The organism is Frigoribacterium faeni, from assembly GCF_011761235.1.
Lineage (GTDB): Bacteria > Actinomycetota > Actinomycetes > Actinomycetales > Microbacteriaceae > Frigoribacterium > Frigoribacterium faeni_A.
Window position 1 is genome coordinate 819,151 of sequence record NZ_JAAOYW010000002.1, and the last position, 24,852, is coordinate 844,002.

Annotated in this window: 23 protein-coding genes and 3 tRNA genes; 15 read left to right on the plus strand and 11 right to left on the minus strand. The window is 75.5% G+C overall.

Annotation, left to right across the window (positions count from 1 at the left end; genetic code table 11):
• Window positions 1–63 precede the first annotated feature (63 nt).
• The 4 genes from FHR78_RS10320 (at window position 64) to FHR78_RS10335 (ending at window position 2,269) form a co-directional block, all read left to right on the plus strand.
• Window positions 64–136, plus strand: a tRNA-Glu gene (locus FHR78_RS10320).
• A 70-nt stretch (window positions 137–206) separates the two neighbouring features.
• Window positions 207–283, plus strand: a tRNA-Asp gene (locus FHR78_RS10325).
• A 64-nt stretch (window positions 284–347) separates the two neighbouring features.
• Window positions 348–420, plus strand: a tRNA-Phe gene (locus FHR78_RS10330).
• A 325-nt stretch (window positions 421–745) separates the two neighbouring features.
• Window positions 746–2,269: a glycosyltransferase family 39 protein gene (locus FHR78_RS10335; protein WP_166760398.1), complete on the plus strand. Its 1,524-nt coding sequence runs from the start codon at window positions 746–748 to the stop codon at window positions 2,267–2,269.
• 79 nt (window positions 2,270–2,348) lie between these two features.
• Here FHR78_RS10335 and rocD read toward each other — a convergent pair whose 3' ends face one another.
• Window positions 2,349–3,602 (minus strand): ornithine--oxo-acid transaminase, encoded by a 1,254-nt coding sequence (gene rocD / locus FHR78_RS10340; protein WP_166760399.1) that lies wholly within the window; start codon window positions 3,600–3,602, stop codon window positions 2,349–2,351.
• The gene (ddaH, locus tag FHR78_RS10345; RefSeq protein WP_347878180.1) at window positions 3,599–4,468 is read right to left on the minus strand and encodes a dimethylargininase; all 870 of its coding nucleotides are present in this window, start codon (window positions 4,466–4,468) and stop codon (window positions 3,599–3,601) included. Before ddaH ends, rocD begins: the two co-directional genes overlap by 4 nt.
• 110 nt (window positions 4,469–4,578) lie before the next feature.
• On the opposite strand from ddaH, the gene FHR78_RS10350 reads away from it, so the two are divergent.
• Window positions 4,579–5,016, plus strand: coding sequence for an Lrp/AsnC family transcriptional regulator (locus FHR78_RS10350; protein WP_166760401.1), 438 nt, complete (start codon window positions 4,579–4,581; stop codon window positions 5,014–5,016).
• A gap of 6 nt (window positions 5,017–5,022) precedes the next feature.
• Here FHR78_RS10350 and FHR78_RS10355 read toward each other — a convergent pair whose 3' ends face one another.
• Window positions 5,023–8,649 carry a proline dehydrogenase family protein gene (locus tag FHR78_RS10355; RefSeq protein ID WP_166760402.1) on the minus strand — a complete coding sequence of 1,209 codons (3,627 nt, stop codon included), beginning with the start codon at window positions 8,647–8,649 and terminating at the stop codon, window positions 5,023–5,025.
• Between the two features lie 41 nt (window positions 8,650–8,690).
• Between FHR78_RS10355 and FHR78_RS10360 the strand changes: the two genes are divergently transcribed.
• Window positions 8,691–9,197 (plus strand): MarR family winged helix-turn-helix transcriptional regulator, encoded by a 507-nt coding sequence (locus FHR78_RS10360; RefSeq protein WP_166760403.1) that lies wholly within the window; start codon window positions 8,691–8,693, stop codon window positions 9,195–9,197.
• 40 nt (window positions 9,198–9,237) lie between these two features.
• Here FHR78_RS10360 and FHR78_RS10365 read toward each other — a convergent pair whose 3' ends face one another.
• Complete coding sequence (locus FHR78_RS10365) at window positions 9,238–10,185, minus strand: DNA-3-methyladenine glycosylase family protein (RefSeq protein ID WP_347878139.1); 948 nt, start codon at window positions 10,183–10,185, stop codon at window positions 9,238–9,240.
• A gap of 85 nt (window positions 10,186–10,270) precedes the next feature.
• Between FHR78_RS10365 and FHR78_RS14880 the strand changes: the two genes are divergently transcribed.
• Together FHR78_RS14880 and FHR78_RS10375 are read left to right on the plus strand one after the other, a co-directional pair.
• Window positions 10,271–10,990 (plus strand): GntR family transcriptional regulator, encoded by a 720-nt coding sequence (locus FHR78_RS14880; RefSeq protein ID WP_208393059.1) that lies wholly within the window; start codon window positions 10,271–10,273, stop codon window positions 10,988–10,990.
• On the plus strand, window positions 10,987–11,721 hold the full coding sequence (locus tag FHR78_RS10375; protein ID WP_166760404.1) for a sugar transferase: 735 nt from the start codon (window positions 10,987–10,989) through the stop codon (window positions 11,719–11,721). The genes FHR78_RS14880 and FHR78_RS10375 overlap by 4 nt, the downstream gene beginning before the upstream one ends.
• Here the strand turns inward: FHR78_RS10375 and FHR78_RS10380 are convergent.
• Window positions 11,715–12,464: a GntR family transcriptional regulator gene (locus FHR78_RS10380; protein ID WP_208393204.1), complete on the minus strand. Its 750-nt coding sequence runs from the start codon at window positions 12,462–12,464 to the stop codon at window positions 11,715–11,717. The genes FHR78_RS10375 and FHR78_RS10380 overlap by 7 nt on opposite strands.
• Complete coding sequence (locus FHR78_RS10385; RefSeq protein WP_347878140.1) at window positions 12,461–13,177, minus strand: GntR family transcriptional regulator; 717 nt, start codon at window positions 13,175–13,177, stop codon at window positions 12,461–12,463. Before FHR78_RS10385 ends, FHR78_RS10380 begins: the two co-directional genes overlap by 4 nt.
• 117 nt (window positions 13,178–13,294) lie before the next feature.
• Here FHR78_RS10385 and FHR78_RS10390 point away from each other — a divergent pair, with 117 nt between their 5' ends.
• Window positions 13,295–13,780 carry a pyridoxamine 5'-phosphate oxidase family protein gene (locus tag FHR78_RS10390; RefSeq protein WP_166760406.1) on the plus strand — a complete coding sequence of 162 codons (486 nt, stop codon included), beginning with the start codon at window positions 13,295–13,297 and terminating at the stop codon, window positions 13,778–13,780.
• Window positions 13,781–13,837: 57 nt separating this feature from the next.
• On the opposite strand, the gene FHR78_RS10395 is transcribed toward FHR78_RS10390, so the two are convergent.
• Complete coding sequence (locus FHR78_RS10395; protein ID WP_166760407.1) at window positions 13,838–14,458, minus strand: hypothetical protein; 621 nt, start codon at window positions 14,456–14,458, stop codon at window positions 13,838–13,840.
• An 88-nt stretch (window positions 14,459–14,546) separates the two neighbouring features.
• Between FHR78_RS10395 and FHR78_RS10400 the strand changes: the two genes are divergently transcribed.
• The 6 genes from FHR78_RS10400 (at window position 14,547) to FHR78_RS10425 (ending at window position 20,598) form a co-directional block, all read left to right on the plus strand.
• Entirely contained in the window at window positions 14,547–15,572 is a 1,026-nt protein-coding gene (locus FHR78_RS10400) for a 6-phosphofructokinase (RefSeq protein ID WP_166760408.1), read from the plus strand.
• A gap of 100 nt (window positions 15,573–15,672) precedes the next feature.
• The gene (locus tag FHR78_RS10405; protein WP_166760409.1) at window positions 15,673–16,170 is read left to right on the plus strand and encodes a hypothetical protein; all 498 of its coding nucleotides are present in this window, start codon (window positions 15,673–15,675) and stop codon (window positions 16,168–16,170) included.
• Window positions 16,171–16,276: 106 nt separating this feature from the next.
• On the plus strand, window positions 16,277–17,767 hold the full coding sequence (locus tag FHR78_RS10410) for an SPFH domain-containing protein (protein ID WP_166760410.1): 1,491 nt from the start codon (window positions 16,277–16,279) through the stop codon (window positions 17,765–17,767).
• A gap of 126 nt (window positions 17,768–17,893) precedes the next feature.
• On the plus strand, window positions 17,894–18,868 hold the full coding sequence (locus FHR78_RS10415; RefSeq protein ID WP_166760411.1) for an MDR family oxidoreductase: 975 nt from the start codon (window positions 17,894–17,896) through the stop codon (window positions 18,866–18,868).
• 213 nt (window positions 18,869–19,081) lie between these two features.
• Window positions 19,082–19,771: a GntR family transcriptional regulator gene (locus FHR78_RS10420; protein ID WP_166760412.1), complete on the plus strand. Its 690-nt coding sequence runs from the start codon at window positions 19,082–19,084 to the stop codon at window positions 19,769–19,771.
• 8 nt (window positions 19,772–19,779) lie between these two features.
• On the plus strand, window positions 19,780–20,598 hold the full coding sequence (locus tag FHR78_RS10425) for an ABC transporter ATP-binding protein (RefSeq protein ID WP_347878141.1): 819 nt from the start codon (window positions 19,780–19,782) through the stop codon (window positions 20,596–20,598).
• Window positions 20,599–20,652: 54 nt separating this feature from the next.
• On the opposite strand, the gene hemL is transcribed toward FHR78_RS10425, so the two are convergent.
• From hemL to hemC, 4 genes are all read right to left on the minus strand, one after another.
• Entirely contained in the window at window positions 20,653–21,999 is a 1,347-nt protein-coding gene (gene hemL / locus FHR78_RS10430) for a glutamate-1-semialdehyde 2,1-aminomutase (RefSeq protein WP_166760413.1), read from the minus strand.
• Window positions 21,999–22,988, minus strand: a complete 990-nt coding sequence (gene hemB / locus FHR78_RS10435; RefSeq protein ID WP_166760414.1) for a porphobilinogen synthase — start codon at window positions 22,986–22,988, stop codon at window positions 21,999–22,001. The genes hemL and hemB overlap by 1 nt, the downstream gene beginning before the upstream one ends.
• An 82-nt stretch (window positions 22,989–23,070) precedes the next feature.
• Window positions 23,071–23,868, minus strand: coding sequence for a uroporphyrinogen-III synthase (locus tag FHR78_RS10440; RefSeq protein ID WP_166760415.1), 798 nt, complete (start codon window positions 23,866–23,868; stop codon window positions 23,071–23,073).
• Window positions 23,865–24,848, minus strand: a complete 984-nt coding sequence (gene hemC / locus FHR78_RS10445) for a hydroxymethylbilane synthase (RefSeq protein ID WP_166760416.1) — start codon at window positions 24,846–24,848, stop codon at window positions 23,865–23,867. Before hemC ends, FHR78_RS10440 begins: the two co-directional genes overlap by 4 nt.
• Window positions 24,849–24,852 lie beyond the last annotated feature (4 nt).

Genomic DNA, 24,852 nt, shown 5'->3' on the forward strand with positions numbered 1-24,852 from the left:
CGCGACGGGGCTCTCGTCTGTATGCTTGCTCCTCGGTTGCCTGTGGTCCTTCACGGATCACTCGGCCCCATCGTTTAGTGGCCTAGGACACCGCCCTTTCACGGCGGCAGCACGGGTTCGAATCCCGTTGGGGTCACGGTCCGACAGAGAAGCTCCGGTTTCTCCTTCGGCCCAGGTCCGGGTAGCATCACCAGCAACACAAGTTTGGCCCTGTAGCGCAGTTGGTTAGCGCGCCGCCCTGTCACGGCGGAGGTCGCCGGTTCAAGTCCGGTCAGGGTCGCCAAGGCGAGTCACTCGCCTGGAGGGCACGTCCCTTCGAGGGGTCAGCTCCGCGAGCTGGTCTCCACGGCTGGGTAGCTCAGTTGGTAGAGCGTTCGACTGAAAATCGAAAGGTCCGCGGATCGACGCCGCGTCCAGCCACGTTGAGAAGCCCCCGGGATCGAACCGGGGGCTTTCTTCTTTTCCCGGGCACCCGAGGGGCCTCGTGCGACTGAGCGTGCGCTGCGTCCCGCCCCGGGGCCTCCCGCCAGTCGCCTCCGGCTGCCCCAGGAGGACGCTCGGGACGATACGCTCTAGGCATCCGCCCCGGCACCACGACGTCCTCCGCCGTTCTGGCTGAATATCGAAAGGTCCACGGATCGATGCCGTGTCCAGCCACACAGTTCTCCACGACGGGGGGCCCCGCGCCGGCGGGGCCTGTGTTCTTTAAGGCACCGGCCGCCTCCGCCCCGACCGGCGAGGCCGCGTGAGCATCGGCCACGACCCGGCCGTCGCGCACCCGCGCAGCCGGTGGCTCGACCCCGTGCTCGCGGGCGTCGCGGCCCTCGTCGTCGGCCTCACGGCGGCGTGGGTGCCCTCGTACTGGAGCGACGAGGCCACCACCCTCCAGGCCGCGCGCCTCCCCCTGCCCGAGCTGCTCGCGTTCGTCGACCAGCGCGACCTCGTCCACGGCGCCTACTACCTCTTCATGCACCTCTGGACGGGCCTGCTCGGCGAGAGCACCTTCGTCACGCGCCTGCCGAGCGCCGTCGCCGTGGGGGTCTCCGCCGCGGGCGTGCTCGTGCTGGTGCGCATGCTCACCGACCGCCGCACGGCGCTGCTGGCCGCCGGCATCTCCGCCGTCCTGCCCCGCCTCACCCTCGAGGCGACGGAGGCGCGCCCCTACGCCCTGACGGCAGCGGTCGCCGTGTGGCTGACCGTCCTCGTCCTGGTCGCGTCGCGACGACACCAGAGGAGGTGGTGGGTCGGCTACGGGGCGGCCCTCGCCGCGGCGATCGTCACCTTCGTCCCCCTCGGCCTGATCGTCGTCGTCCACGGCACGTTCCTCGTGCTGGCGCCGGCGCAGCGCCGACGTCGGGGAGCCCGCCACCGCCTCCTCGGCTGGTCGATCTCGACCGGCGGCGCCCTGCTCGCGTCCGCGCCGGTGATCGGCACCGTGCTCGCCGAGCGCTCCCGACTGCTCACCGCCGACGACCCCTCGACCGGGTCGGAGGTGACCTGGTTCAGCGTGCTGGTCGAGCCGTGGTTCGCGACCTCGGTGGCCTGGGCGGTCGTGGCCGTCGTGCTGCTGATCCTGCTCGGCACGCGCCTCCGCGACCGGTCGCGCACGCCCGGCAGCGTCGTGCTGCTCGGCGCCCTCTGGGTGGCCCTGCCGACCGGGCTCATGCTCGTGCTCGGCGTCGTGCTGTCGCCGGTCTACCAGGCCCGCATCGTGACGTGGTCGTCGCCCGGCATGGCGCTGCTGCTCGCGGTGGCCGTCACGGGCTTCCGCCGACGCTGGGTGAGCCTCGCGCTCGTCGGGCTGCTCGTCGCGGCCTCCGCGCCGACCTGGGTGGCCCAGCGGCTGCCCGCGTCGAAGGGCGGCGGCGCCGACCTGGCACAGCTGTCGAGCTACGTCGAGAGCCAGGCCCGGCCCGGCGACGCGTTCCTGCTCGACGCCACGGGCACGGTGTCGACGCGGCCCCGTCAGGCGCTGTACGCCTACCCCCAGCGCTTCGACGACCTCGAGGACGTCGCGTTCGTCAGCAGCGGGATCCCCGACGGCCTCTTCACCGACTCGACCCTCGACCTCGAAGATCCGGACGACGCCGCCGCCCTGCGCGAGCGCCTGGCCGGCGTCGACCGCCTGTGGATCGCGCGCTTGCAGACCGACGCGCTCGACGACTCCGAGCGCACCACCCTCGGCGCCCTCGGCTTCACGAACGCGCAGGAGCACCGCACGGCGCGCAGCGTCGTCTACCTCTTCGTCACGCCCACCGGCCGCGGCTGAGCGGCGACGGCGACGGCGGCAGGGCCAGCACCGACACGGCCAGCCCCGGCACGGGCAGCGGCACCGGCACCGGGACCGCTCAGCCCCGCCGCAGGTCCGCGAGCACCGCGCCGAGCGTGCCGACCAGCTCGTCGACCTCGTCCTCGGTGATGACGATCGGGGGCGCGAGCCGGATGGTGGCGCCGTGGGTGTCCTTCGCGAGCACGCCGCGGCGCATGAGCTCCTCGCAGACCTCGCGCCCGGTGCCCACGGCGGGGTCGATGTCGACGCCCATCCAGAGGCCGGCCCCGCGCACGGTCACGATGCCGGAGCCCACCAGGGCCTCGAGGCCGTCACGGAGGCGGGCGCCGAGGCGCGACGCGCGCTCCTGCCACTCGCCGGTCGCGAGCATCCGCACCACCGCGAGTCCGACCGCGGCGGCGAGCGGGTTGCCGCCGAACGTCGAGCCGTGCTCGCCGGGGCGCAGCACCCCGAGCACGTCGCGGTCGCCGACGACGGCGCTGACGGGCACGATGCCGCCGCCGAGCGCCTTGCCGAGCAGGTAGAGGTCGGGCACGACCCCGACGAGGTCGCAGCTGACGGTGGCCCCGGTGCGGCCGAGCCCCGACTGGATCTCGTCCGCGATGAACAGCACGCCGCGCTCGCGCGTGATGCGCCGCACCTCGGGCAGGTACGACTCCGGCGGCACGACGACGCCGGCCTCGCCCTGGATCGGCTCGATCAGCACCGCGACCGTGTCGTCGTCGATCGCGGCCTCGAGCGCGTCGGCGTCGCCGTACGGCACCGTGACGAACCCGGGGGTGTAGGGACCGAAGTCGGCCCGCGCCTCCTCGTCGTCGGAGAAGCTGATGATGGTCGTCGTGCGCCCGTGGAAGTTGCCGGCCGCGACGACGATCTTCGCGGCGCCGGGCCGCACGCCCTTGACGCGGTAGCCCCAGGCCCGGGCGACCTTGATGCCCGACTCGACGGCCTCGGCGCCGGTGTTCATCGGCAGCACCATCTGCTTGCCGAGCAGCGCCGCGAGCTCGGCGGCGAAGGGCCCGAGCTGGTCGTTGTGGAACGCCCGGCTGGTCAGGGTGACCCGGTCGAGCTGCTCGCGCGCCGCCGCCACGAGCACGGGGTGCCCGTGGCCGAAGTTCACGGCCGAGTAGGCGGCGAGGCAGTCGAGGTACCGGCGCCCCTCGACGTCGGTGACCCAGGCGCCGTCGGCCGTCGAGACGACGACGGGCAGCGGGTGGTAGTTGTGCGCCAGCGAGGCGTCCTCGACGGCGATCGCCGCGTCGGTGGACGAGGAGGCGGTGGACGAGGAGGCGGTGGTCGTCGCGGTCGTCATCGTCGCAGCTCCAGGGTGCAGCACTTCACGCCGCCCCCGCCGAGCAGCAGCTCGGACAGGTCGACGCCGATCGGGTTGTAGCCGCGCTCGCGCAGCTGACGCTCGAAGCCGGTGGCGGCCGCGGCGATGACGACGTTGTACCCGTCGCTGTACGAGTTCAGGCCGAGGATGGAGGCGTCCTCCTGGCTGACGAGCACCGCGTCCGGGAACCGCTCGCGCAGCACGGCCAGCGACGGCTCGTCGAAGGCGCTCTCGAGGTAGGCGATGGTGTGCCGCCCGTCGACGGGCTCGGGGTCGAGCACGGCGATCGCCGTGTCGAGGTGGTAGAAGCTCGGGTCGACCAGGGTGAGGCCGACCACCTCGCGGCCGAACACCCGCGCCACCTCGGCGTGCGAGTCGGAGGCGCTGCGGAAGCCGGTGCCCGCGAGCACGACGTCGCCGACGAGCAGGAAGTCGCCCTCGCCCTCGTTGACCTCCTCGGGCACGACCACGTCGAAGCCGGCCTCGGCGAACCAGTCCATGTACGCCGGGCCCTCGGGCTGACGCTGCGGGTAGGTGAAGCTCGCCCCGTAGGCCTTGCCGTCGAGCACGAAGCCGCCGTTGGCCGAGTAGACCATGTCGGGCAGGCCGGGCAGCGGGTCGATCAGCTGCACGTCGAAGCCGAGCCCGAGGTAGGTCTCGTAGAGTGACTCCCACTGGGCGACGGCGCGCGACGTGTCGGTCGGCACCTGCGGGTCCATCCAGGGGTTGATGCGGTAGCTGACGGTGAAGTGGTCCGGTCGGCACATCAGCACGCTGCGGTGCGACGGGCGCCGGGTCGGCGGCTGGCTGCCCTCGGCAGAGGGCTGGACGGTCTCGGCGGCGATGCTCACGAGAGCCAGTGTCACACGCAGTCCACGCACCATGGGCGCTCTGTACGCAATGAATGTGCGCAGGAGGCGCCTCCTACGCAAGAATGTAGCGTAGAGTGCCCGATGTGGACAACCTCGACTACGGCATCATCGACCTGCTCCGGCAGAACGCCCGTGCGGGCTACGGCGACATCGGCTCGTCGGTCGGCCTGAGCGCCTCGGCGGTCAAGCGCCGCGTCGACCGCCTCGTCGCCGACGGGGTGATCAGGGGCTTCACCGTCCAGGTCGACCCCGCCGTCGAGGGCCTGGGCACCGAGGCGTTCGTCGAGCTGTTCTGCCGTGGCACGGTCTCGCCGGCCGAGCTGCAGCGCATCCTCAGCACCGTGCCCGAGGTCGTCGACGCCGGCACCGTGACCGGCAGCGCCGACGCCATCGTGCACATGCGCAGCCGCGACATCCCCTCCCTCGAAGAGGCGCTCGAGCGGGTGCGCAACGCCCCCAACGTCGACCACACCCGCAGCGCGATCGTCCTGTCCAAGCTGATCAGCCGCCGGACGGCCTGACGCCCGTCAGATCCGCAGGTCGCGCAGCTCGGGGTCGACCAGGCCCGAGCGGTGCACGGTCACGGCCACGCTCTGCTCGCGCACGAACGGCAGCAGCTCGACGCGCCCCTCGTCGGTGACGTCGCCCGCGTGCACGACCACGTCGACGCTGCCCCCGACCGCGCGGGCCAGGGCCCGGCGGTCGCCGCCGACGAGCCGCACGTGCAGGTCGCGGTAGCGCGCCACCGCGGCCTCGTCGGGAGCCGGCGCGGCGCCGTCGTCGTCGCCCTCGACCTGGGCGGCGGGGTCGGTCGAGCCCGTGGCGCGCGCCAGGAGGCTCAGGTCGTCGAGCTCGTGCCCGGCCTCGGCGGCCTGCAGCAGACCCGCGGAGGCGCGGGCCAGGAACGCCTGGTCGCTCTCGACCACGACGGCCCCCACCCGCATCGGCGACGCGGACGAGTGCAGCAGCTGCACGAGCGACGCGGGCACCGGGACGGCCGAGCTGATCGTGATCGGCGCCCGCACCCGGGCCGCGGCCACGACGAGGCGGACGAGGTCGGACAGGTCGGCGTCGGACGACAGCCGCAGCAGCACGGGCCGGGGCCGGTAGCGCAGCACGTCGCGCTCGACGCCGAGGTCGGAGTCGTCGTGCGCGACGCCCACGTGGGCCTGCCACGCGCGCTCGTCGCTCACGGCGCCCGCCCGGACCCGGTCGAACTGCTCGAACGAGAGGGCCGACCTCGCGGCCTCGATCACGGGCACCACGACGTCGGGCACGCCCGTCAGGCGCAGCGACGGGTGCGGCTCGCGGGGCAGCCGCCACCACGAGCCCTGCGCCAGCACGCCGTCGGGACCGCCGGGGGCGACCGCGGGCCCCACGACCGCCCGGCCCCACCCGGCGGCGGGACGGCGGCGGACCACCAGCGGCGACGTCGCGCGCCCCACGACCAGCGATCCGGCGCGCACGCGCCGCAGCCACGTGTCGACCTCGTCGACGTCGAGGCTGTGCAGCGCGGCCGAGCCGCCGGCGCACGACGAATCCTGCACGTCGACGGCGGCGTCGAGGTCGGCGACCTCGACGAGGCAGAGCACCGGCGCCGGCGCGGCGGCCGTGCGCGCGGCGGCCTCGGGCGTGACGCCGGCCTTGATGCCGGGCGACCAGAGCCCGCCGTCGTCGTCGAGGCGGCGCGGCTCGACGAGCCAGCTCTCGCCGGGCGCGAGGACGGTGAGCGCCTCGAGCACGGCGCCCTCGGCCGGGTCGACCAGCGGGCCGACCTGGGTCGTGGGGTCGTCGGGCCAGCCGGCCCGGAGGCTGGCGACGGCGTCGACGAGCTGGCGTCGGAACCGCTCGGAGCGCGCCACCGACCCGACGAGCACCGCGGTGCGCGAGGCGGACGGGGCCTGCCCCGCGAAGCGGAAGGCACCGGCGGCGAGGTCGGCGGCCGCGAGGTCGGCGTCGGCGCTCGGGGTCACGACCGCGACGGCGGCGACGGGCACGTCGGCGACGAGCTCGAGGTCGGGGCGCCACGAGCGCAGCTGCGTCGCCTGCCCGAGCGACCCCGTCAGGCGCACCCGGTCGACGGCCGGGTGCGTCACCAGCAGGCGGCCCGCGTCGGAGTCGAGGTCGAGGTCGGCGAGCACCAGCAGCGCCCGCGGCACGCCGGCGCCCCAGAGCACCTCGGCGAGCACGGCGGCGGTGCGGCGCGATTCTCGGGCGGGGGCGAGCACGACGGCGCTGCCCGCGGCGAGCGCCGCGAGGACGGGCTCGGCGGCCGAGACGAGCGGCGTGCGCCACGAGGGCAGGACGACGGTGAGCCGAGGAGGCGCGTGCCGGGCCCCGGTCACGCCGGCGACGCCGCGCGCGAGGCCGGCGTGGTGCCGCGCCGAGTCGACGACCGCGCTGACCTCGGGGTCGGCGTCGTCGAGCACGGCGCCGGTCTCGCTCACGAGCACCTCGATCAGCGTGGCCCGCTGCCGCGCGAGGCCGTCGGCCGCCAGCTCGAGCAGCTCGGCCCGCGTGGCGGGGTCTTCGCGGCCCCACGCGGCGCCGGCCTGGGCGGCCGCGGCGACGACGTCCTCGACCGCGCCGGGCCCGTCGAGCTCGGCCGCCTCGATCGTCTCGACGCCCGCGACGGAGCGCCGCGAGGCGGCCAGCACGCGGCGGGCCCACGCCCGGTTGCCCTCGAGCCCCGGGTCGGTGCCGGGCTCGTTGCGGAACGCGAGCGAGCCGTCGAGGTCGAGGTCGGCCGTCGCCAGGTGGGGCCGCGAGCGGTCCTGTCGTCGGGCCGGGGGCGGGACCTCGTCGTCGACGGCCGCCTCGGCGGCGGCGACCGCCTCGAGGTAGCGCTGGTGCTCACGGTCGAAGGCGGCCCCCTCGGGGGCGAGGTCGGCCGCGGCGGCGGTGGGCGACCCGGGGGCCGCGACCTCGGCGAGGTGGCGGACGACGTGGTCGGCGGCCGCCTCGAGGTCGCCGTGCCGCACGACGGGCGTGCGGACGACGAGGTCGCCGAGCTCGGCGCGCACGGCCCGCAGCAGCCCGCGGGGCGTGCCGAGCGGCATCTCGACCGTGAGGTGCTGCGTCACCTCGCGCCGCTTGGCCAGGGTCCAGGCGTGGGCCACGACGAACGGGTCGTCGGTGACGAGCCCGAGGTGGGCGAACTCGGCCGCGACGGGCCGCAGCGCCTCGTCGAGCACGCGCAGCAGCGCCGCGTCGGCCTCGGCCCGCGAGGCGTGGGCGGACACGGGCCAGTCGTGCACGACGCCGTCGACGACCTCGAGCGCGGCGCCGGCGCCGACCGTCAGCCGCACCCGGATCGGGGCGCCGCCGCGCGCGACGCGGCCGCGCGCCCAGTCGGTGAGCAGCTGCAGGGACGCCAGCGCGTCGGGCGTGTGCGCCTGGATCTCGATGCCGGCCTCGAGGTCGGCCAGGTGCGGCTGGTCGAGCAGCCGGGTGAAGACGTCGATGGCGAGGTCGAGGTGCCGGTGCTCGCCGACCTCGAGGTCGATCGTCTTCGGGGGGTCGGACGCGAGCGCCCGCTCGTAGAGCGGCGCGAGCGCCTCGACGGCCGCCGCGGCGCGCTCGTCGGCGCCCCACGCGGCGCCGGTGCCCACGACGGAGGCGACGGGGACGGACACGTGCGAGACGTCGGCCCGCTCGAGCAGCGCCTGCACCTCGGCGAGGCGGCGACGGGCGCCGGCCTCGCCGAGCACGGGCTCGCCGATCGGCACGAGGTCGAGGCGGGCGCCGTCGGCGGCGATCACGGCCAGGGCCGCGCCCAGCTTGTCGGGGGCTGCGTCGACGACGAGGTGCTGGACGAGACGGCGGAGCGCGCCGCGGGCGACGGGCACGACCGTGCGCGGCGCGAGCGGCCCGAAGCCGCCCCCGGCCGCGACGGCCGCCCGGAGGTGCCAGGGCAGCGAGGCGGGCATGTCGCGGCTGAGCCGGTCGAGCTGCCGGGCGGCGACCGCCGGGTCGTCGGGGCGCACCACGCGGTCGGCGAAGGCGACGGCGAAGGAGAGCCCGTCGGGGTCGCGCAGCAGGGCGGCGAAGCGCTCGGCCGCGGGGTCGGCCGGCACCGTCGAGGCGACGACGAGCCAGCGCCGCACCGTGTCGACGACCTGCGAGGTGAGATCGGCGGCGCGCACATCGGACATGCGTCGAGGATAGGCCGGACCCCCGTCCCTACACTGGGCGAATGGCCGAGCAGCTCTCCGACGACGAGTGGGCCGTCTGGGACGCCTTCTACTCGATGCGCCGTCGGCTCGACCGCGCCCTCGAGCTCCGCCTGCACGCCGACTCGGGCGTCTCGGCCCCCGAGTACGAGATCCTCGTGGGCCTCGGCCGCAGCGACGACCGCCGCCTCCGGGTGCGCGACATCGCCGAGCAGATCGGCTGGGAGAAGAGCCGCGTCAGCCACCAGGTCACCCGCATGGAGAAGCGCGGCCTCGTGCGCCGCACCGAGTGCGCCTCCGACGCGCGCGGCACCTGGGTCGAGCTCACCCCCGGCGGGCGCCGCGCGATGCTCTCGGCCACCCGGGGCCACACGGCCGCCATCCGCGGCTACTTCGTCGAGGCGCTGCAGGGCGACGCCGCGACGCTCGAGTCGTTCTCCCGACGCGTCCTCGACGCGATCGGCGACGACGCGTCGCCCGACCGAGCCGGGTCGGGCGCCCGCCCTGAGGTGACGACCCGCGCCTCCTAGGCAGGTCGTCGCGCGCCCTCGCCGGGCCGTCGCCGGCGGCTCAGTGCCGGCGGTGGTCCTGGATCGTCATGCGCGGCCCGAAGCGCGGCTTGGCGAACCCGCTGGCCGAGATGAGCCGGACGACCCGCTCCCGGTGGCCGCGATACGGCTCGAGCAGCTCGAGCATGCCGTCGTCGTCGACGGGGGCCCCGACGAGGGCCCACCCGACGAGCGCGGGGAGGTGGTAGTCGCCGACGCTCGGCGAGTCGGCGTCGCCGAGGGCGCGCTGCGTCGTCTCGGCGGCCGTCCACACGCCCACGCCGGGCACCGACCGCAGCCGGGCGTCGACCTCGGGCCCGCCCCGGCCCAGGCCGACCACGCGCTCGAGCGAGGAGGCGACGGCACAGACCCGCATGACGGTCGCCGACCGCTGCGGCCCCACCCCCGCCCGGTGCCACTCCCAGCTCGGGACGCGCCGCCAGGTCTCGGCCGACGGAGGGACGACCATCCCCGCGGGCGCGGGGCCCGGCGCGGGCTCGCCGTGGGCCCGGACCAGCTGGCGCCAGGCGCGCCACGCCTCGGTGCTCGTCACCTTCTGCTCGAGCACGGCGGGCACGAGCACCTGGACGACCTGTCGCGTGCGGGTGAGCCGGAGGCCCGGGGACCGTCGACGGGCCTCGCTCAGGAAGGGGCTGTCCGACACGTCGAGGCCGCTCCAGTCGTCGCCCTCGCCCAGCAGCTCGGGCACGCCGTCGACGAGCCACTCGGCGCCCGGGCCCCAGGCGGCGGCGCGCACCTCGGAGCGCCCGCCGACCAGGCAGAGGGTGCCGGCGCCGTGCGGGGTGCGCACGGCACGCCAGACGCGGTCGCCCTCGACCCGCCAGGCCGGGTCGCCCGTGCCGCGGGCCAGGGTGCGCAGGGTCGCCCGGACGTCGACGGGCCGCGCCGGTCGGTAGACGGTCTCGACCGGTCGCAGCGGGGGCGCGTCGACGGACGCCTCAGGGACCACCCGGCGATGGTAGCCCGCGCCTCCGACGCCCCCTGTCGCGCGCCTCCTCGGTGTGATATTTTGTGTGCTTCACATTGGAGGAGACATGCCCGTGCCGGTCTACGCCGCTCGCCACCCGCGACGGCTGCTCCGCGACCTGACCTTCGACACCATCCGCGACGCCATCGTCGACGGCACCCTGACCCCGGGCGAGCGCCTCTTCGAGGACGACCTCGCGACCTGGCTCGGCGTCTCGAAGACGCCCGTGAAAGAGGCCCTGGCGCGGCTGTCCTCGCACGACCTCGTGCAGATCGAGGCGAACCGGTACACCCGGGTGGCGACCGCCGACGTCCTCGACCTGCTCGACACGCTCGAGCTGATCGGCGTGCTCCACGCCGAGGCCGTCCGCACGCTGCCCCGGTCCGCCTCGGCGGGCGCCGGGGCCCGGGCCGACCGCCTGGCGTCGGTGCTCGACGCCGGCCCCACCTGCACGGGCATCGTCCGGGCGAGCGGCGCGTTCCTCGACCTGGCCCGCAACCCCCTCGTCCGGCGGGCCGCCGAGCCGCTCGACGTCCGCGCCGCGTTCCTGTGCCGCCACCTCAGCGTCGACTGGTCGCGCCCCTCGCTGGTGGCGAGGCTGGCCGGCCTGCGCGACGCGCTCGAGGCCCGCGACTGGCCCCGCACGGCCGACGCCCTGGCCGGCGCCCTGCGGCGCACCGCCCTGCAGGGCGCCGTCGAGGTGGTGCCGGCCGTGGCCGAGACGACGTCGCTGCTCTCGTACGACGGCTCCGCCTTCCGCGCCCGCGCCACCTCGGTGGCCCGATGACGGCCGCGCTGCCCACGACGGCCCGGCCGTCCGCCGTCGCGCCCGTCGACCACCGCGTCGCCCCGTCGCAGTCGGGCCGGCGCCACCGGGGCGACGCCCACCCGCCGCAGCACCTCGTCGAGGTCCCCGCCCGCGCCGCCGCGGCCCGCCGCGCCAAGCGGGTCGTCGACGTCTGCGTGTCGCTCGCGCTGCTGCTCGCCCTGTCGCCCCTCCTGCTCGTGACGGCCCTGGCCGTCCGGCTCGACAGCCGGGGCCCCGTGCTGTTCCGCCAGCAGCGCTGCGGCCTCGACGGCGACGAGTTCACGATGCTCAAGTTCCGCTCGATGAGCACCGGGGCACGCGACCCGCTCACCGACCGGCACGACGGCGCCGGCCCGCTCTTCAAGCTGCACGACGACCCTCGGGTGACCCGGGTCGGCCGGGTCATCCGTCGGTACTCCGTCGACGAGCTGCCCCAGCTGGTCAACGTGCTGCGCGGCGACATGAGCCTGGTCGGCCCGCGCCCGGCCCTGCCCCGCGAGGTCGCCCAGTACGACGAGGTGGCCCGTCGGCGCCTGCTCGTGCTGCCCGGGCTGACCGGGCCGTGGCAGGTCGGCGGGCGCTCCGACCTCGACTGGGAGACGAGCATCGCCCTCGACCTCGGCTACGTGCACCGGTGGACGCCCACGACCGATCCGCTGATCCTCGTCAAGACCGTCGGCGCCGTGCTGCGGCCCGTCGGCGCCTACTGACCGGCAGCCCGGTCCGGCCAGGAGCCGGGGCCCGCGTCGGCGGCCGTGCCGGACCCCGGGTCGGCGGCCGTGCCGCAGCCCGCACCGGAGGCGGTGGTCGCGGTCGCGACGACGCGGCGGGCGAGCTCGGCGACGGCCTCGCTCCACCCCACGGCGTCTCGAGCGCGCAGGGCCACCTCGGCTCGCGCGACGAAGGCGTCCCACGCGCCGAGCTCGACGCCGCAGCGCCGCGAGCGCAGCCCGTGGGCGAGCCGCAGCTCGGCCTCGTCGAGCGCGGATCGCAGCACGGCGCCGGGCGACCACGCGGCGAGGGCGCCGACGGCGGCCCCGACGCAGCGCAGCACGGCCGGCGACGCGGGCCCGGCCGCCGAGCGCGCCACCACGGGCCGCGTCGCCGCCAGCCGGGCGAGCACGGCGTCGACGCGGGCGTCGTCGAGCACCGGCAGGACGCCGGCCGCCGCCCGGTGCAGGCCCGCCGCCGCGGCCGCGCTGCCGACGAGCCACGCCTGGTCGGGCTCTCGCACCCTCGTGTACCGGTTCGCCGAGAGCTCGACGAGCCCGGCGTCGCACAGCCGGTCGAGGGCGCTCCGGATCGGGGTGCGCGAGACGCCGAGCCAGGCGACGAGCTCGTCGTCGTGCAGCCGCTCGCCCGGCTCGAGGGTGCCGTCGAGCACGGCGTCGCGCAGCACCCCGAACACGTCGTCGCTGAGCGACCGCCGCCCGGCGGCGCCCCCGTCGCTCACCTGCGCCACCACGGCGGTCGCGGCGCCTGCGGGGCACGGCGGACCACCGCGGTGCGCCGGGCGAGCCCGTCGAGGGCGCCCTGCAGAGCACGGGGGTCGCCGGTCGAGACGGCCGTGTCGACCTCGGCGAGGCAGACCGTCAACGAGCCCGTCTCGAGCCGACGCCCCAGCAGGGCGGCCTGGTGCCGCAGGCGCGCGCCCAGGTCGCCGAGCACGGCGCGGGTGACCGCGGGCAGGTCGTCGCCCTCGAAGTGGGCGACGCAGGCGAAGAACGCGTCGACGACCGCACGGGACTCGTCGACCCCGGGTCGCGGCGCCGCGCGGAACGACTCGATCGACGCCGAGCACCGGTCGAGCAGCCCGCGCACCTCGCGGGCGGACCCCGGCCGGAGCAGCCCCCGGCCCTCTCGGGGCAGGTCGCGCCAGATGGCGCAGAGCGCCGCGACGAGGTCGGGCACCACCGAGGGCCGGGGCCGGGCGACCCGCGTCCAGCGCTGGGGCACGGACTCGACGAGCCCCACCGTCTCGAGCCGCACCAGGGCGGTCCGGATGGGGGTGCGCGACACCCCGAGCCAGGCCTCGAGCTCGGCGTCGCGCAGCCTCGACCCGGGCGCGAGGTCGCCGCGCACGACGGCGGCGCGGATCTTCTCCTGCACCTCGTGCTTCTGCAGGCGGCGCGAGATGGCCGGCCGGCGGTCGTGCGGAACGGGCACCGCCCCTCCTCCCGTGTCTGACATCCACCATGTTAGGGCATGTGCGCCCGGGTGCCGTGAGCGTCGGGTGCGTGGTCACCGTGACCCGCGCCTCCGCTGCGGCGTACTCTCCGCGTCATGACTGAGACGAACGACATCGCCCGCGTGGCCGAGGTGCTCGACGCCGGCCGCATCGGCATCCTGACCACCCGGAGCGGCCACGGCCGCCTCGTGAGCCGCCCCCTCGCCCTCGTCGACCGGGCGTTCGACGGCAAGGTCTACTTCTTCACCCGCGACCCCTCCCCGAAGGTCGACGACATCAAGGCCCACTCGCAGGTCAACGTCGCGGTCGAGACCGGCAAGGGCTGGCTGTCGCTCGCCGGCGAGGCGTCGATCACGCGCGACGCGGCCCTGATCGACGACCTCTGGTCGACCGGCGCGGAGGCCTGGTTCGACGAGGGCCGCGACGACCCCACCGTCGCGCTGATCGAGGTCGACGTCGACACGGCCGAGTACTGGGTGAGCAACGAGCCCAAGGCCGTGACGCTCGTCAAGTACGCGAAGGCGGCGCTGACCGGCGGGCACCCGTCGAACGTGGCCGACACCGGCACCGTCCAGCTCTAGGCCCCGCTCCGGCGGGTGCCGGGCGCGGTGCGCCGGGCGTGGTGCGCTGCACCCGGCTCAGTCGCAGGTGACCTGGCGGCCGTCCGCGTCGGCGTACTCGCCCGGCCCGAGCTGGGCGCAGGTCGACGACAGCCGGACCGCGTAGTCGATCGCCGAGATGCCCCACACGAGGCCGGCGACGATCATGACGCCCGACACGACCATGCCCACGAGGGCCAGCGTCGGCGGGTGGCCGGCCCGGCGCGACCGGCCCGCCGACACGATCCCGAAGACGAGGCCGAGCGGGGCGGCGAAGACCCCGAACACGACCGAGGCGATCGCCAGGCCGCGGCCGGGGTCGTCGTCGCGGTCGGGACGGCTGTCCCAGAAGTCGTCGTCGTCGAGCGAGTCGAAGTACGAGCCCTGCCCGCTCGGGGCGGCACGACCGGCCCAGGAGGCGTCGGTCGCCCCGGCCGAGGTCGGCTGCGGCGCCCAGAGGGTCGCCTCGTCCGACGTGGCCGGAGCCGCGACGGGGGGCCAGGCCGCCTCGGGGCCGGAGCCGGCGTCCCAGCCGGCCCGCGCCTCCTGCCGGAGGGGCGGCGGAGGACCGACGACCGGCCGGCCGCGCTGCTCGCCGGGAGCGGGGCGGGCGAACCTGGCCCACGGCGACGGCGGCCGCGGCGCGGGATGGTCGGTCATGGGGACGAGGGTAGTACGCGGGTCCGTGCGCCATGATGGGACGCACCTCGGCCCGGCACCCGGGCCCGACATGCGACGGAGCGACACGATGCGGATAGGGATCCTCACCAGCGGCGGCGACTGCCCCGGACTCAACGCGGTCATCCGAGGGGCGGTGCTCAAGGGGACGCAGATCCACGGCCAGGAGTTCGTCGGGTTCCGCGACGGCTGGCGCGGCGTCGTCGACGGCGACGTGATGCCGCTCACCCGCAAGGAGATCCAGGGCATCGCCAAGCAGGGCGGCACCATCCTCGGGACGAGCCGCACCAACCCGTTCGAGGGCGCCGGCGGCGTCGACCGCATCAGCGAGAACCTCGAGCGCTTCGGCATCGACGCCATCATGGCGATCGGCGGCGAGGGCACCCTCGCGGCCGCGAAGCGCCTCACCGACGCCGGCCTCAAGATCGTCGGCGTGCCCAAGACGGTCGACAACGACCTCGGCGCCACCGACTACACCTTCGGCTTCGACACGGCCGTGCAGATCGCGACCGACGCCATGGACCGCCTGCGCACCACCGGCGACTCGCACAGCCGCTGCATGGTCGCCGAGGTCATGGGCCGCCACGTGGGCTGGATCGCCCTGCACTCGGGCATGGCCGCCGGCGCGCACGCGATCCTCATCCCCGAGCAGAAGACGAGCATGGACCAGATCGTGGCGTGGGTGCAGTCGGCCTACGACCGCGGACGCGCGCCCCTGGTCGTCGTCGCCGAGGGCTTCGTGCCCGACCACGAGAGCGACGCGCACTCCGAGCGGGGCCTCGACGCGTTCGGCCGGCCCCGCCTCGGCGGCATCGGCGAGCGCCTCGCCCCGATCATCGAGGAGCGCACGGGCATCGAGACCCGGGCGACGACCCTCGGGCACATCCAGCGGGGCGGCACCCCCACCTCCTACGACCGCGTGCTCGCGACGCGGCTCGGCATGGCGGCCAGCGACTCGGTGGTCGAGGGCCGCTGGGGGCGCATGGTCGCCCTGCGCGGCACCGACATCGTCCACGTGTCGTTCGAGGAGGCGCTGGACAGCTTGAAGACCGTGCCCCAGCAGCGCTTCGACGAGGCGGCGATCCTCTTCGGCTGAGCCCGCGGTCGTCCCTCCCCAGCCCGGCCGGGTCGTCGCCCGCGGCCTCGTCCGTCGCACAGCCGATGCGCCGCGCGCCGCGACCTGACAGGCTCGACCCATGATCACGTTCATCGTCGTGGGGGCGGTCGGGCTCGTCCTCCTCCTCGCCAGCATCGTCGTCGGCGACCTGCTCGACCTGTTCGACGTCGGCGACGGCCTCGTCTCGGGCGTCGCCCTCGGCGCCGCGCTGTCGATCTTCGGCCTGGCGGGGCTCGTGACCACCCAGGCCGGTCTCGACCCGGTGTGGACGTACGTGCTCTCCGTGGTCGTCGCGGCGGCGGCGCTCGTGCTCGTGCAGCTCTTCGTGCGCCGGGTCACCCGGCGCGAGAGCGGCGGCCACTGGTCGCCCGTCGGGTTCGTCGGAACGACGACCGAGGCGACGACGCCGAGCGGCGGCGAGGTCCGGCTCGACGACGTCCGCGAGCTCGAACGGCGCCTCGCCGTCAGCGACGAGCCGATCGCCCGCGGCGTCCGCGTGCGGGTGGTGGCCGAGGCCGGGCCGCGCGTGCGGGTCGAGGCCGTGGCGCCCGACGACGCCGAGGGCGACCGCCGCTGATCCTGCGCGGCCGGCCCGCGCCTCCTCGTCCCCCGCCCCTGCCGCGCGCGGCCCGCCGCCCGCCCCCTCGTCCCCTGCCCCGCACCGCCCCTCGAAAGGAAGCCCTGTGGACTTCATCTCCGGAAACACCAGCGTCGTCGCCGTGATCGTCGGCGTGGTCATCGTGCTCGCCCTGCTGTCGTTCGTCGCCAGCCGCGTGCGCCGCGTCCCGCCGAACGAGGCCCTGATCGTGGTCGGCCGCGGGGCAGAGCGCTCCGAGGGCGGCGGCATCTCGAGCCCGCAGAAGGTCATCATCGGCGGGCGCACGTTCGTCTGGCCGATCTTCCAAGAGGGCTTCGTGCTCAGCCTCGAGCAGTACCAGACCCCGGTCGAGGTGCAGGCGATCGACGCCAACTACATCCGCACCGCGGTCAAGGCCACGGTCAACTTCAAGGTGACCGGCACCGAGGACGGCGTGCGCCGGGCCGCCCAGCGCTACCTGCTGCAGCAGCAGCAGCTGCCCGTCATCGTGCAGCAGTCGCTCGAGGGGTCGATCCGCGGCCTGATCGGCGGCCAGCCCGTCGACGACCTCGTCAAGAACTTCTCGCGCCTCGCGGCCGACGCGGTCAACGAGACCAAGGGCGAGCTCGCCGAGCTCGGCCTGCAGATCGAGACCATGAACATCCGCGAGATCGAGACGCCGGGCAGCACCTACCTGGCCGACCGGGGTCGTGCGGAGGCGGCGGTCGCGAAGCAGAACGCCGACGTCGCCGAGGCGGAGGCGGAGCGCATCGCGGCCCTCGCGCGCATCGGCAACACCCAGCAGACGGCCGAGCGCCAGCTGCAGCTCGACGTGCGCCAGGCGCAGATCAAGGCCGAGACCGACCGGGCGAACGCCGAGGCGTCGGCCGCCGGCGAGCTGGCCCGGGCCACCCAGGACAAGCTCGTCGCCGAGCAGGAGAGCATCGCCGTCGCCGAGCAGGCGAAGGTGAACCAGGAACGCCTGAACATCGACGTGCGCCAGCCCGCCGAGGCCGCGGCCTACGCGGCCGTGCAGAACGCCGAGGCCGAGCGCGACGCCGCGAACGCGGCCGTCGAGGCCGAGGCGTTCCGCCGCACCCAGCTGGCCGACGCCGCCCGTGCGGCCGCCGAGAACGAGGCCGCCGCCGTCGAGGCCGCCGGTCGCGCCGAGGCCGCCGCGATCAAGGCCAAGGGCCTCGCCGAGGCCGAGGCGGTCGACGCCCTGGCCGAGGCGCAGGGCAAGTTCGGCCAGGCGGCGCTCATGTCGCAGGTCATCTCGCGCCTGCCCGACATCGCCCGCGAGATGGCCGCGCCGATGGGCAACATCGACGCCCTCACGGTCGTCTCGACCGAGGGCGCCGGCCAGCTCACCACCTCGGTCGCGAACAACATGACGCAGCTGCAGGAGGTCGTGAAGGCCACCACGGGGCTCGACCTCGTCAGCGCCCTGGGCGGGTTCCTCGGCGGTCAGGCCGGGGCGTCCGCCGTCACGCCGGGCCGCAGGACGGGCTCGACCGGGTCGACCGGCGCGGCGGGCGCGGCGGGCTCGGCGGGCTCGACCGGCTCGACCGGCGGCGCGACGGCCGACCAGGCCTGAGGCCGGCCGGCCCGCGGGGCCAGGAGCTCGGAGCCGGCAGCTCGGCGCCGGGAGCTCGGAGCCGGCGGCTAGCCCCGTGGAGCTCGAGGCTCGACGCTCGACCTGCGGGCCGCGTACCGTGACGGCATGCGTGCCGTCGTGGTCTCCGAGAAAGGTCGACCTGCTGTGATGCAGCAGGTCGACCGTGGCTTCCTGGGCGAGGGGGACGTCGTCGTCGACGTCGCCTGGTCCAGCCTGAACTACAAGGACGGGATGGCCCTGGCCGGCGACCCGGGCATCGTGCGGACCGCTCCGCTGGTGCCCGGCATCGACCTCGTCGGCACGGTCGCCGAGTCGTCCTCCGCGGACTGGTCGCCGGGCGACCAGGTCCTGCTGAACGGGGCGGGCATCGGCGAGAGCCGGCACGGCGGGTTCGCCGAGCAGGCCGTGGTCGACGGCGGGTCGCTCGTCGCCGTGCCCCCGGGCATCTCGCCCCGCCAGGCGGCCGCCGTCGGCACCGCGGGCTTCACCGCCATGCTCAGCGTGCTCCGGCTCGAGCGCGACGTGCGCCCCGGCGACGGCGAGGTCGTCGTGACGGGCGCGGCCGGCGGGGTCGGGTCGGTGGCGATCGCGCTGCTGAGCGGTCTCGGGTACTCGGTCACCGCCTCCTCGGGTCGTGCCGCCGAGCAGCGCGACTACCTGACCGGGCTCGGCGCCTCGACCGTCGTCGACCGCAACGAGCTGGCCGGGCCCGGCCGCCCGGTCCAGTCCGCCCGCTGGGCCGGGGGCGTCGACTCGGTCGGCAGCCACACCCTCGCCAACGTGCTGGCGCAGACGGCGTGGGGCGGCACGGTCGCCGCCTGCGGCCTCGCCCAGGGCAGCGACCTGCCGACGACCGTGCTGCCGTTCATCCTGCGGAACGTCACGCTCGCGGGCGTCAACTCGGTCGACGCGCCCGTCGAGCTGCGCCGCGAGGCGTGGCGCCGGCTCGCGTCCGACCTCGACCTCGACCTGCTCGACGGGCTGACCACCGAGATCGCGCTGGCCGACGTCGTCGAGCACGGACCGCGCATCGTCGAGGGCGCCGTGCGGGGTCGGGTCGTCGTCGACGTGCGCCGCTGACCCGGCCCGAGGGGCCCGACGCACCGACAGGTGTCGCCGACCGGCAGTCCGCCACGCGAACAGGGGGCATCCCGCACTGTGCCTGGACGAGCTGCCGCGCTAAGCTCACATGAAGTACCGGATACCCGATACGTCTTCGCACACGGTGGTGTGACAGCACCCGGCGCAGGGAGCCGAGCTGGCAGCACCCCGACCCGATATGGAGCAACCCGGATGCCGATCCCCACGTTGACCGACCAGCCCCCCACACCCCGTCGCCTGCTGCGCGACGTCGTCTACGACAAGGTCTTCGAGGCGATCATCGACGGCACGCTCGAGCTGGGCGAGCGGCTCAACGACGACCAGCTCGTCGCCTGGCTCGGCGTCTCCCGCACCCCCGTCCGCGAGGCGATCGCCAAGCTCGCCGACCAGGCGCTCGTCGACATCGAGGCGAACCGCTACACGCGGATCGTCGCGCCCAGCTACGACGAGTTCGTCGACACCGTCCGCACCGGCTACCAGATCTGGTCGCTGGTCGTCGAGCGCGGCGTCTCCGCCCTGTCCGGCGCCGAGCGCGACGAGGCCGTCGCCGTGCTCGACCGTCGCCTCGCCGCCCTCGCGGCCCACGAGCAGGAGCCCGTCGCCGACATCGGCCGTCTCGACGACCTGCTGGTCGAGGCCGCCGGCAGCGGCACCCTGCGCCGCGTCTGGGCGACGACGGGGCCGCTGCTGCAGCTCCTGTTCCGTCGCGCGGCCGTCGCGGGCGCCTTCCCGTACGACGAGTCGACGACCTTCACGACCGCCCTGCGCGACGCCCTCCGCGAGGGCGACGGCGAGCGCGCCGGCGAGCTCGTCCGCGAGCAGCCCGGCCGCTTCGACGGCTTCTTCGCGGAGGTCCGCGAGACGGGCATCTACCCCGCCTGACGGTCACGGTGACCGACGACGTGCAGACGCCCGTGGTCCTCGACGTCGACGGCGTCCGGGTCTCGCGGCGCGGACGTGACCTGCTCGACGACGTCTCGCTGCGCGTCCGCGCCGGCGAGCACTGGGCCCTGATCGGCCCGAACGGCGCCGGCAAGACGACCCTGCTCGCCCTCTGCGGCGCCCGTGCCCACCCGACCGCCGGCACCGTCGAGGTGCTCGGGCGGCGGCTGGGCCGCGTCGACCTGGCCGAGCTGCGACGGCAGATCGGCCACGTCGACCCGCGGCACCGCATGGTGGGCGACAACACCGTGCGCGAGGTGGTGCTGACCGGTGCGACGGGCAGCAGCGACCCCGTGGTGCGGTGGTCGCCCACTGCAGAGCAGGAGGCGCGCGCCGACCGGCTCACCGCCTCCGTGGGGATGGAGGCGCGGCGCGACAGCCGCTGGAGCGTCCTGTCGCAGGGCGAGCGCGGCCGGGCCCTCATCGCCCGCGCGTTGCTCGCCGAGCCTGCCCTGCTGCTGCTCGACGAACCGGCCACGGGCCTCGACGTCGCCGCCCGGGAGCACCTGCTCGACACCGTCGACGCGCTCCGCACGGCCCACCCCGAGGTCGCCTCCGTCACCGTGACGCACCACCTCGAAGACCTCCCAGCGAGCACCACCCACGCGGTGCTGCTGCGCGAGGGGCGCGTCACGGCCCGAGGCCCGGCCGACGAGGTGCTGACCTCGGAGCTCGTGTCGGCGGCGTTCGACCATCCGCTCGTCATCGACCGCGTCGACGGGCGCTGGGCGGCGCGCACGGCGCGGTCGGCTCGGTCAGCCGGCTAGTCGCCGTCGCCGGGGCCGCGCGCTGTCCCGGCCAGCCGCCCGGCCTGCCCCGCCCTAGGCGCCGGGCTCGGTCGCCGCGGCCGCCGCCCGGGCCGCCGCGGGCACGGCGTCGAGGATGCGCGACACGGTCGCGTCGTCGTGCGCCGCGGTGACGAACCAGGCCTCGTAGACCGACGGCGGCAGGGCCACGCCCGAGTCGAGCATCGAGTGGAAGAACGCGGGGTAGCGCCAGGTCTGCTGGGCCCGCACGTCGTCGTAGTCCCGCGGCGGGGTCGCCGAGAACGCGAACGAGAAGAGCGAGCCGGCGTGCTGCACCGAGTGCTCGACGCCCTCGGCCGACAGCGCCGCCGAGACCTCGCGCGACAGGGTGTCGGCGACGGCGTCGAGCCGGGCGTAGACGTCGGGCGTCGCGAGCCGCAGCGTGGTGATGCCGGCCGCGACGGCGACGGGGTTCCCGCTCAGCGTGCCGGCCTGGTACACCGGGCCCGTGGGCGCCAGGTGGTCCATGACGTCGGCGCGCCCGCCGAGGGCGGCGAGGGGCAGCCCGCCGCCGATGACCTTGCCGAAGGTGACGAGGTCGGGCTCCCAGCCCGCGCCGTCGGGCACGACCTTCGACGCCTCGAGGCCCCACCAGCCGGCGGGGCCGACGCGGAACCCGGTGAGGACCTCGTCGACGATCAGCAGCGCGCCGTGGCGGGTCGTGATCTCGGACAGGCTGCGGTTGAAGCCGCGCTGGGGCGGGACGACCCCCATGTTCGCGGCCGCCGCCTCCACGATGACGGCCGCGATGCGCGGCCCGTGCTCGTCGAACGCGGCGCGCACCGCGTCGAGGTCGTTGTAGGGCAGCACGAGCGTCTGCGCGGCGGTCTCGGCGGTGATGCCGGCCGAGCCGGGCATCGACAGGGTGGCGACGCCCGAGCCGGCCTCGGCCAGCAGCGAGTCGGAGTGGCCGTGGTAGTGACCGGCGAACTTCACGAGCAGGTCGCGGCCGGTGTAGCCGCGGGCCAGCCGGATGGCGGTCATGGTCGCCTCGGTGCCGGTCGACACCATGCGGATCTTGCCGATCGGGCGGGCGTCGCCGACGGCCACGCGCTCGCGCACCAGCTCGGCCAGCTCGGTCTCGGCCGGCGTCGAGGCGCCGAACGACAGCCCGCGGGCCGCCGCCTCCTGCACGGCGCGCACCACCTCGGGGTGCGCGTGCCCGAGGATCGCGGGGCCCCAGGAGGCGACGAGGTCGACGTACTCGCGGCCCTCGGCGTCGGTGACGTGCGGGCCCTTCGCCCCGACGAGGAACCTCGGCGTGCCCCCGACGCTGCCGTAGGCGCGCACGGGCGAGTTCACCCCGCCCGGGATCGACTGCTTGGCGCGGGTGAAGTAGTGCTCGTTGGCGTGGTCGTCCATCAGATGTCTCCCTTGCGCAGACGGGTGGCCAGCTCGGTGGCCCAGTAGGTGAGGATCGCGTCCGCACCGGCGCGCTTGATCGAGAGCACGCTCTCGTACGAGGCGGCGTCGAGGTCGATCCAGCCGTTCGCGGCGGCCGCGTGGATCATCGCGTACTCGCCGCTGATCTGGTAGGCCCAGACCGGCACGGGGCTCATGGCCGCGGTCTCGGCGAGCACGTCGAGGTAGCTCATCGCGGGCTTCACCATGACGATGTCGGCGCCCTCGGCCAGGTCGAGCTCGACCTCGCGGATGCCCTCGCGGCCGTTGGCGGCGTCCTGCTGGTAGGTGCGCCGGTCGCCCACGAGCGTCGACTGGACGGCCTCGCGGAACGGGCCGTAGAACGCCGACGCGTACTTCGCCGCGTAGGCGAGCAGGGCGGTGCCGCCGAAGCCGGCGTCGTCGAGGGCCTCGCGCGCCGACCCGATCTGGCCGTCCATCATGCCGCTCATGCCGATCAGCTGCGAGCCGGCCTCGGCCTGCACGACCGCCATCTCGTCGTAGCGCACGAGGGTGGCGTCGTTGTCGACCGAGCCGTCGGCGGCGAGCACGCCGCAGTGGCCGTGGTCGGTGAACTCGTCGAGGCAGAGGTCGGTCTGCACGACGAGCGCGCCCTGCGCGGCGTCGACCGCGACGCGGGTGCCGACGTTGAGGATGCCCTCGGGGTCGGTCGCCCCCGAGCCGACCGCGTCCTTCTCGAGCGGCACGCCGAAGAGCATGACGCCCCCGACCCCGGCCTCGGCGGCCTGCTCGACGGCCCGCGGCAGGCTCGACAGGCTGTGGTGCACGACGCCGGGCATCGAGCTGATCGCGACGGGCTCGTCGATCCCCTCGCGCACGAACATCGGCAGCACCAGGTCGGCCGGGTGCAGGCGCGTCTCGGCGGTCAGGCGGCGGAGGGCAGGGGTGGCGCGCAGCCGGCGGGGCCGCACGCGGGGGAACTGGGACATGGTCCTTCTCGGGTCGTCGATCTGGGGGCCCCGGCACGGTCGAGCCGAGGAGGCGCGGTGCGGGCACCGCGGGAGGGTCGCGTCAGCGACCCCCTCCGTACGCGTCGTCGGGGTCGGCCGAGCCGCCGGCGACGGCGTTCTCGACCACCGCCGCCACGAGCGCGGCGGCGGAGCGGGTCTCGGCGATCAGGTGGACGGGCAGGCCCGCGGCCCGCGCGTCGAAGGCGGTGCGGGGTCCGATGCAGGCGACGACGGTGCTCGCGGGCAGCGGCGCCAGCTGGGCGGCGATCTGGCGGGCGACGCTGCCCGAGGTGACGAGCAGCACGCTGATGTCGCCGGAGGCGACGTCGCGCACGACGTCGTCGGTGACGGGCACGCCGACGGTGCGGTAGGCCGAGACGAACTCGGCGTCGAAGCCCCGGGCCGAGAGTCCGGCGACCAGGGTCGGCTCGGCGATGTCGGACTGGGGCACGAGCACCCGCCCGGCGACGAGCTCCGAGGGCCACTCCTTGACGAGGCCGCGTGCCGAGTTGTCCCCCTCGGGGACGAAGTCGACGTGGTAGCCGGCGAGCGTCAGGGCCGCGGCGGTCGTCTCGCCCACCGCCGCGATCCGCGTCGCGGGGATGGGCCGGATGCCGTTGCCGACGAGCACGTCGACCGTCGTCGCGCTGGTCACGACGAGCCACTCGTAGACGCCGGCCTGCAGGCGGGCGAGGGCCGCGGCGAGCAGCTCTGGCGTCTCGGCGGGGGCGAAGTTGATGAGGGGCGCGATGACGGGCGCGGCGCCGTACGAGCGCAGCGACGCCGAGACGCCGTCGCCCCACTTGCCGCCGCGCGGCACGAGCACGCGCACGCCCTTCAGGGGCTTGGCCGGGGTCACGAGGCGCTCCCCAGCGGGTCCCCGCCGGAGGGCCCCTCGCCGAGCGGGGCGAGCTCGGCCGCGCCGAGCTCGAGCAGCTCGTCGACGACCCGGCCGGCCACCTCGTGGACGTCGGCGAGCTGGGCCGTGACGGGCCCCTCCTCGAGGGAGACGGCGTGCGACGAGCTCAGCCGCCGCGACCCGTCGGGGCTGTAGACCGTGGCGCTGAGCAGCAGCAGGCCGGCGTCGACCACCGCGGTGGCGCCGATCGGGGCAGAGCAGCCGGCCTCGAGGCCCGCGAGCACCTCACGCTCGGCGGTGACGACGAGACGGGTCTCGACGTGCTCGAGGGCGCGCAGGCCGCGGACGAGGTCGTCGCTCGGGTCGCCCTCGCGCACCTCGACGGCCAGGGCGCCCTGGCCGGGCGCGCTCGGCCACCAGCCGAGGCCCAGCAGGTCGGTGACGGCGGCGGCGCGGCCGAGCCGGCCCAGGCCGGCCGCGGAGAGCACGACGGCGTCGAGGTCGTCCTCGACGCGGCGGAGGCGGGTGTCGACGTTGCCGCGGATCGGCACGACCTCGAGGTCAGGGCGCCGCGCGAGCAGCTGGGCGACGCGGCGGGGCGAGCCGGTGCCGACCTTCGCGCCCTGCGGCAGCGTCTCGAGCGTGAGGCCGTCGCGGGCGCACAGGGCGTCGCGGGCGTCGGCGCGGCCGGGGATCGCCCCGATGTGCAGACCCGGGTGGGAGGCGGTGGGCAGGTCCTTGAGGGAGTGCACCAGCACGTCGCACTCGTCGGCGAGCAGCGCCTCGCGCAGCGCGCTGGCGAACACGCCCGTGCCGCCGAGCGAGAGCGACTCGCCCGTCGCCTGGGTGCGGTCGCCCTCGGTGTGCACGCGCACCAGCTCGACGTCGTGGCCCGTGGCGGCGGCGAGGCGCTCGGCCACGGTGGTCGACTGGGCGACGGCGAGCGCGCTCGCCCGGGTGCCTACTCGCAGTGTCGCCACGTCG